Source organism: Tumebacillus algifaecis (assembly GCF_002243515.1).
Taxonomy (GTDB): Bacteria; Bacillota; Bacilli; order Tumebacillales; family Tumebacillaceae; genus Tumebacillus_A; species Tumebacillus_A algifaecis.
The window spans coordinates 4,417,501-4,422,500 of the sequence record NZ_CP022657.1 but is presented as its reverse complement, the minus strand read 5'-3'; the positions used below and the strand labels follow the sequence as shown (position 1 = coordinate 4,422,500).

Genomic DNA, 5,000 nt, shown 5'->3' with positions numbered 1-5,000 from the left:
AGCCGACAGCCAATCTCGATCCGTTCGTAGCCCGCGTGATGATGGAAGAAATATCGGCGGTGCTGGATGACGGGGAGAAGACGGTCGTGTTCGCGACGCACGTGATGGAGGAAGTAAGAAAGTTTGCCGACTATGTGGCGTTTCTCGATCGAGGCAAGCTACTCGGGTATTTTGAGAAAGACGAAATTCTAGACAGTTGGAAGGAACTCTGGGTCGAGTGCACGGCCGAAGCGGCTCGGCTGATCCCTGGTGTGGTTTCGGCCGAAGGACGGGGGCCAGTGCGAGTGATCACCTCGGCGCGGGCGACGACCGAAAAAGCGTTCCGAGCGCAAGGAGTTACCGTGCTGAAAGTGCATAACCTAGAACTGGATGAAATTTTCTCAGAATTGATGAAGCAGCACGACGCGGGGAGGAGATAAGCATGTGGCAAGAGGCATGGAGACTGATCAGGCATGATTTGCAGCGTGCTTGGTGGAACTATTTGCTGGTCATGGTTCTGTCACTGTTCTTTGGGGCTTGGACAACGCTGATGCTTCGTGGCTTGACAACCGGTTATTCGCCCGATCGCTATTTGCTCGATTTTTACTTCTTAGCAGTCGTGCCGATCATCGGGTGTCCGTGGTACACCGGAAAGTATTCGGAGCGCACACAAAAGCAGTTGCGGTTTTATCGATCACTGCCGATTTCGGTAAGCGGCGTGGTGTTGAGCCGAATTTTGACGGTGGTGTTGCGGGCGGTGTCAAATGCGCTTGTCATGTTCGGAGCGTTGTACGCATTTTCTCCTGAACTGCGTGCAATGCTGACTCCGCTGGAATTTCTATGGTTTGCGTTGATCTGGTTTGGATATGGGCTGGCCTTATCATTGTGGTATACATATTGGGAGATGAACTCAGGTAGCCAACTGAAGTTTTGGCTGTACTCGTCATGGTATGTGGTGCTGTGGGTCGGTATGTGTCTGCTGTGGTGGCTGGTGTTCGACGTGCTGGTGTTGTCGTCGGTCATCGAGTTGGCGCGGTCGTTTGGCTGGGTGGCCGGACTCGGTTCCCTTGTGCTTGGCGGGCTCGTTACTGTGTATTGGTGGAAACTGGCCAAATCGAATTTGGAAAAGAGGCCGTTGTTCTAAAAATTAGCTGGGAGGGAAAGCGCATGATCGAAGTAAAAGGTGTGACCAAGACGTTTGGTGATTTTACGGCGGTGAAGGATCTTTCATTTACTGCGCAGCGAGGTGAAGTGGTCGGATTGCTTGGGGAAAACGGGGCTGGTAAGACGACGACGCTGCGTATGATCTCCACCGTGCTCAAACCTGTGCAAGGCAGCATCGCGGTGGACGGGATGGACACGATCCGCAACGCGGAGGAAGTGCGCAAGAAGGTCGGCATTCTGTTTGGCGGGGAGACCGGATTGTACGATCGGTTGACGGCGCGGGAGAACATCGCATATTTCGGCAAGCTGTACGGCTTGGAGAAGCCGATGATCGAGCAGCGCACAGCAAACTTGGCGAAGCGTTTTGATATGGAGAGATATTTGGATAAGCGTGTGGGCGGCTTCTCGAAAGGGATGAAGCAAAAAGTGGCAATTGCGCGGTCGCTGATTCACGACCCGAGTGTGGTGCTATTCGATGAGCCGACGTCTGGGCTCGATATCACCTCTGCGAATGTGATTCGGCAGTTGCTGGGCGAGTTTAAGCAGGAAGGACGCACGGTGATCTTCTCCTCGCACATCATGAGCGAAGTAGAGCGACTGTGCGATCGAGTGGTGATTTTGCATCGCGGGACGTTGCAATATAACGGGACGTTGGATGCGCTGTACGAACAAAGCGGGACGAAAGATCTCGACCGCATTTTTATGGAAATGGTAGGTGAAGGTCGATGAAATTTTCGCAAGTGTGGATCGTTTTACAAAAGGAAATCACCGATCTGTTGCGGGATCGGAAGACGTGGGTGACTTCCGTCTTGCTGCCGTTGCTGTTGATTCCGGGTTTGATGATCTTGATCGCCAAAATGCAGGCCGGGACGGAAGAAGCGGCGCGCAATCACATTCCGATTGCAGTGATCGGACAGCAGGCGGAAGTGGAAAAGGCGATTACGTCCTATGAAGGGATTGAAGTGGTGAAAACGGACGATCCCAAGCAGGCGCTGGCTGATGGTGAAGTGCGGGCTGTTGTGGAGATCGATGAGCAGTTTGCGCAAAAAGTGCAAGCGAAACAGCCTGCGACGGTGAACATTTTGTACAATCCAGCGGAACAGAAGTCATCGATTGCACAAGGTGTATTAAAAGGTCTGCTCGATGGGTTGGAGCAACAATTGATGGCACAGCGGCTGGCTGAGTTGAACATTTCCGCCGAAGCGATCAAGCCGTTGGATGTGCAGACGGTGGATGTCTCGACCGATGATCAGAAGGCCGGATCATTCCTCGGCTTTATCGTACCGCTGTTGTTGATCGTATCCTGTGTGACGGGCGCCCTGCCGGCGGCGACCGATCTGATGGCTGGTGAAAAGGAGCGCGGGACGCTTGAGGCTTTGCTGACCACTCCGGTCAATGGGATGGCAATTTTGACGGGGAAATTGATCACGACATCGCTGATGGGCTTCGTTTCGGCGATTGCGTCAACGATCGCGATGGTGATCGCAGCGAAAATCTTGCCGAGCGTGCTCGGCGGGGAGGCTGACGGATTTGGGCTGTCTCTGTCGTTCTTGTCAGCTGGCAACGTGGCGCTGATGCTGGTCATGCTGCTCGGTCTCGCGGTGATGTTTGCTTCCCTGATGTTGTGTGTTTCATCGCTGGCTAAGTCATTTAAGGAAGCACAAACGTACCTGGCGCCGTTCATGATCGTGGCGATGGTACCGGTCTATGCAACGATGTTCACCTCCCCGCAGGATGCGCCTTTGTCTTATTACTTCCTGCCGGTGGTAAATGCGACCATGATGGTCAAGGAGCTGTTGTATGGGACTGTCGATTTCACGCACATTACCTACGTGCTCGGCAGTACGTTGCTCTATGCAGCAATTGCTGTTGGCGTAGCCTCGAAGCTCTTCCGCAGAGAAGGATTGATCGTAAAAGGGTAGTGTTCCGTTTCGAATCGTTATGAATGAAGACTCGGTCTCGCGTTTGTGAGACCGAGTCTTTTTGCGTAGAGGCTCGTTGAATACGATCAGGAATCGAAGCTGAAGCGTTATTGTGTCCCATACTGGTAATAGGAGTTCGAATTTGTTTTCGTTTGTTTCGGATGTTTGTTTGTGTTGTTGTCTGCGGGCGTGATAAGATAGTTCTTGTCGCCGCAAGACAGCGCGATGATAAAAAAAGAAAACTTACCAGTTGACTTTATGGTTTCCGATGTGGTAAGTTAATATGCGTCGCCTCGAGCGACAAATATTGATAGCCCAACGAAGAACGTGACTTCTAGTCGTAACGTTGGACATTGAACAGATTGATCCTTGAAAACTAAACGAGTGTTACAGAGATCTGATGCGAGTCAAGATACAAACTTTTTCAACTTTTATTGAGAGTTTGATCCTGGCTCAGGACGAACGCTGGCGGCGTGCCTAATACATGCAAGTCGAGCGGACTGGAGGGAGCTTGCTCCCAAAGGTTAGCGGCGGACGGGTGAGTAACACGTGGGCAATCTGCCCGACAGACTGGGGTAACGCTTGGAAACGAGTGCTAATACCGGATAAGCGATTCCCTCGCATGAGGAGATCGAGAAAGAAGCTTTCGCTTCACTGTCGGATGAGCCCGCGGCGCATTAGCTAGTTGGTGAGGTAACGGCTCACCAAGGCGACGATGCGTAGCCGACCTGAGAGGGTGATCGGCCACACTGGGACTGAGACACGGCCCAGACTCCTACGGGAGGCAGCAGTAGGGAATCTTCCACAATGGGCGCAAGCCTGATGGAGCAACGCCGCGTGAATGATGAAGGCCTTCGGGTTGTAAAATTCTGTCTTCTGTGAAGAACAAGTGTGAGAAGAGAATGCTCACACCCTGACGGTAACAGAGGAGGAAGCCCCGGCTAACTACGTGCCAGCAGCCGCGGTAATACGTAGGGGGCAAGCGTTGTCCGGAATCACTGGGCGTAAAGCGCGCGCAGGCGGCCATCTGCGTCCGGGGTGAAAGCCCAAGGCTCAACCTTGGGACTGCCTTGGATACGGGATGGCTTGAGGATCGGAGAGGCAAGGGGAATTCCACGTGTAGCGGTGAAATGCGTAGAGATGTGGAGGAACACCTGTGGCGAAGGCGCCTTGCTGGCCGATTTCTGACGCTGAGGCGCGAAAGCGTGGGGAGCAAACAGGATTAGATACCCTGGTAGTCCACGCCGTAAACGATGAGTGCTAGGTGTTGGGGGGTACCACCCTCAGTGCCGAAGCTAACGCATTAAGCACTCCGCCTGGGGAGTACGGTCGCAAGACTGAAACTCAAAGGAATTGACGGGGGCCCGCACAAGCAGTGGAGCATGTGGTTTAATTCGAAGCAACGCGAAGAACCTTACCAAGACTTGACATCCCGCTGACCGGTTTAGAGATAGACCTTCCCTTCGGGGCAGCGGTGACAGGTGGTGCATGGTTGTCGTCAGCTCGTGTCGTGAGATGTTGGGTTAAGTCCCGCAACGAGCGCAACCCCTAAATTGTGTTGCCATCATTCAGTTGGGCACTCACAATTGACTGCCGGTGACAAACCGGAGGAAGGCGGGGATGACGTCAAATCATCATGCCCCTTATGTCTTGGGCTACACACGTGCTACAATGGGCGGTACAAAGGGTTGCGAGGCCGCGAGGCGGAGCCAATCCCAAAAAGCCGCTCACAGTTCGGATTGCAGGCTGCAACTCGCCTGCATGAAGCTGGAATTGCTAGTAATCGCGGATCAGCATGCCGCGGTGAATTCGTTCCCGGGCCTTGTACACACCGCCCGTCACACCATGGGAGTTGGCAACACCCGAAGCCGGTGAGGTAACCGTAAGGAGCCAGCCGTCTAAGGTGGGGTCGATGACTGGGGTGAAGTCGTAACA

The 5,000-nt window shown here is 53.5% G+C and carries 4 protein-coding genes and 1 rRNA gene (2 of these 5 only partly in view); all 5 read left to right on the top strand.

Annotated elements, in window-relative coordinates; all coding sequences use genetic code 11:
- A protein-coding gene (locus CIG75_RS19960; RefSeq protein WP_094238188.1) for an ABC transporter ATP-binding protein crosses the window boundary here: on the top strand, positions 1-419 show its final stretch. 481 nt of this gene lie to the left of the window's left edge; 419 of the gene's 900 nt are visible here — the last part of the coding sequence; its start codon lies beyond the left edge, outside the window; it ends in the stop codon at positions 417-419.
- A gap of 2 nt (positions 420-421) precedes the next feature.
- On the top strand, positions 422-1,123 hold the full coding sequence (locus CIG75_RS19955; RefSeq protein WP_094238187.1) for a hypothetical protein: 702 nt from the start codon (positions 422-424) through the stop codon (positions 1,121-1,123).
- 23 nt (positions 1,124-1,146) lie between these two features.
- The gene (locus CIG75_RS19950) at positions 1,147-1,872 is read left to right on the top strand and encodes an ABC transporter ATP-binding protein (RefSeq protein ID WP_094238186.1); all 726 of its coding nucleotides are present in this window, start codon (positions 1,147-1,149) and stop codon (positions 1,870-1,872) included.
- Entirely contained in the window at positions 1,869-3,065 is a 1,197-nt protein-coding gene (locus CIG75_RS19945) for an ABC transporter permease (RefSeq protein ID WP_094238185.1), read from the top strand. Before CIG75_RS19950 ends, CIG75_RS19945 begins: the two co-directional genes overlap by 4 nt.
- Before the next feature lie 430 nt (positions 3,066-3,495).
- Positions 3,496-5,000, top strand: a 16S ribosomal RNA gene (locus tag CIG75_RS19940); it runs 40 nt beyond the window's last position.

What these genes read in the sequence shown, in the direction of transcription:
- CIG75_RS19955 (WP_094238187.1), top strand. Translation starts at nt 422, where the DNA reads ATGTGGCAAGAGGCATGGAGACTGATCAGGCATGATTTGCAGCGTGCT.
- CIG75_RS19950 (WP_094238186.1), top strand. Translation starts at nt 1,147, where the DNA reads ATGATCGAAGTAAAAGGTGTGACCAAGACGTTTGGTGATTTTACGGCG.
- CIG75_RS19945 (WP_094238185.1), top strand. Translation starts at nt 1,869, where the DNA reads ATGAAATTTTCGCAAGTGTGGATCGTTTTACAAAAGGAAATCACCGAT.